Here is a 2,226-nt window from a genome sequence, read left to right as displayed (position 1 = left end):
TCACCGACCCCAACGACGAGCGTCTGGCGGTGTGTCAGAACCTGGGCACGTACCTCGGGACGCTGCTGGCACGGCCGGGCGAGCAGCCGGAGTTCGGACCTGAGGAAGACCAGTCGGAGGATGGCGGCGGATGAGACTGTTCAACAACGATCGACTGCGCCTCGAGATCCGGCGCGCACGAACGCCTTTCATCCTGCTGATCGTGGCGAGCGCGATGGGTGTCGTGGCAGGCGTGGGCATCCTGCGCAACCTGAACTTCCAGAAGCCCTGGGTCGAGACCTACACGGTCCGCGCCGCGTTCGACGACGCCAAGGGTGTCTCGCCGGGGAAGAACCAGGTCCGCCTGGCCGGCGTGCGGATCGGCGTGGTCTCGGACGTCGAGCTGCGCAACGGCCGCGCCGTGCTGACGATGGAGATCGACCGCAAGCACGGGGCGCTCTATCGCGACGCGACCTTCCGGATCCGTCCGGTCTCCCCGCTGGACGACAAGTTCGTCGCGATCGAGCGGCGCGGCACGCCGTCCGCAGGCGAGATCGACGGGGACGTCGTCGTTCCCGGCCGGCAGACGGCGTCCCCGGTCGACATCTCCCGGGTGCTGCAGGTCTTCAACAAGCCGACGCGCGAGAGCATGGCGACGCTCATCGACGAGCTCGGCCGTGGCCTGCCCGATAAGGGCGCCGACCTGCGGGCCGCGCTGGCGGAGTTCGAGCCCTTCTTCACCTCGCTCAAGCGGCTGACCGACGTCACCACCGAGCGGTCGACGCTCGTCCGACGCGTCGTGACCAACACCGGGACGCTGAGCGACGAGCTCGCCCGGCGCGAGACGCAGATCTCGTCGCTCGTCACCTCGGGCAACCAGGTGATGGGCGAGCTCGCCCGGCGCGACACCGCGCTCTCAGGGACCCTGCGGGAGCTTCCCGGGACGATCCAGGCGCTGCGCAGCGCCACCGTCCGGCTGGACCAGGCGCGCAGTCATCTCGACCCGGCGCTGCGGGCGCTGGTGCCGGCGGCGGGTGAGCTCGCCCCGGCGCTGAACGCCCTCAGCGACGTCAGCGAGATCGGGCGCCCGACCGTGCGCGCCCTGGAACGGCCGGTGACCCGTCTCACGTCGCTGGCCCAGACCCTGCCGGGGACGACCGCCGACCTCACACGGGCCGTGCGCACACTGCGCGGCCAGGTCAAGCCGGTGGACAGCTCGGTGGCCAAGCTGCCGCCCTGCTTCGAGCCGGTCGAGAACTTCTTCGAGCACACGATGTCGCTCACGAAGTTCTACGACGGCTTTCGGACCGTCGCTCGCGCCACGGCCGGCGAGGGGCTGTTCGCGGTCGGCGCACTCGTGAACGAGCCGAGCTGGCGTCGCCTGCGGCCCTGCTACAAGAACCCGACGACGACCAAGGGCACGCCGTGACCAACCGCCAGCGCCTCCCGAAGATCCTTGCGCTCGTCGTCTACTCGGTAGCGGTGATCGCGGTCTTCGCGACCATGTACACCGTGCTGGCCGGCGGTCGCGTGCCCGGCGTCTCCGCGGCGCAGTACAAGGTGTCCGTGCTCGTCGACGAGCCCCTGCAGCTGGTGACCGGCTCCGACGTGCGCCGCGCCGGCGTCAAGATCGGCCGGGTCGACGATATCCGCGTGAAGGGCCAGCGCTCGCTGGTGACCATGGACCTGAAGCCCGAGCATCAGGACGTCTATCGCGATGCCCGAGTCGAGACCCGGCTGCGCACACTGCTGGGCGAGAGCTACCTCGAGGTGGACCCGGGAACGCCGACGACGGGTCGCATCGAGGACGGCGGCCTGCTGCCGCCCGACGCCGCCCGCGAGACGGTGCCGCTGGACAAGATCCTCAACACCCTGGACAAGGACACTCGGGCGTCGCTCCAGAGCACGTTGCGCGCCTTCGGCCGAGGGCTGGACGGCCGGGGCGACGACGTCAACTCGATCCTCTCCGGGCTCACCGAAGCCGTCGACCTGGGCCTGCCGGCGACGGTGGCCCTCCGCGAGCAGCGCGACTCGGTCGTGACGCTCGTCGACGACGGGGCCCGCGTCCTGAACGCCGTCGGACGTCGCGGGGATGCGCTGCGCACGCTGATCCGCGCGACGAATGAGACTGCTACCGCGGTCGCCTCACGCGACGATGCCCTGCGTCGCACGATCCAGGAATTTCCCCGGGCCCTCCCGCAAATCCGTCGCACGCTGGCCGCTGTGAGCGGTCTTTCGCGGAAGGCG

The 2,226-nt window shown here is 70.4% G+C and carries 2 protein-coding genes; both read left to right on the top strand.

The features are described 5' to 3' along the window. The first annotated feature begins 130 nt into the window (after window positions 1–130). Complete coding sequence (locus tag ABYE80_RS19990; RefSeq protein WP_372792068.1) at window positions 131–1,408, top strand: MlaD family protein; 1,278 nt, start codon at window positions 131–133, stop codon at window positions 1,406–1,408. 74 nt (window positions 1,409–1,482) lie between these two features. Then, window positions 1,483–2,226: MlaD family protein (locus ABYE80_RS19985; protein WP_372792070.1), on the top strand; the 744-nt coding region annotated here is incomplete at its 3' end.

It is taken from the genome of Paraconexibacter sp. (assembly GCF_041602235.1).
GTDB lineage: Bacteria > Actinomycetota > Thermoleophilia > Solirubrobacterales > Solirubrobacteraceae > Paraconexibacter.
The sequence above is the reverse complement of the archived record's forward strand: the minus strand, read 5'-3'. Positions and strand labels throughout refer to the sequence as shown.

Bases quoted from the DNA above. Each gene is read 5' to 3' on its own strand.
- ABYE80_RS19990 (WP_372792068.1), top strand. From the start codon at position 131: ATGAGACTGTTCAACAACGATCGACTGCGCCTCGAGATCCGGCGCGCA.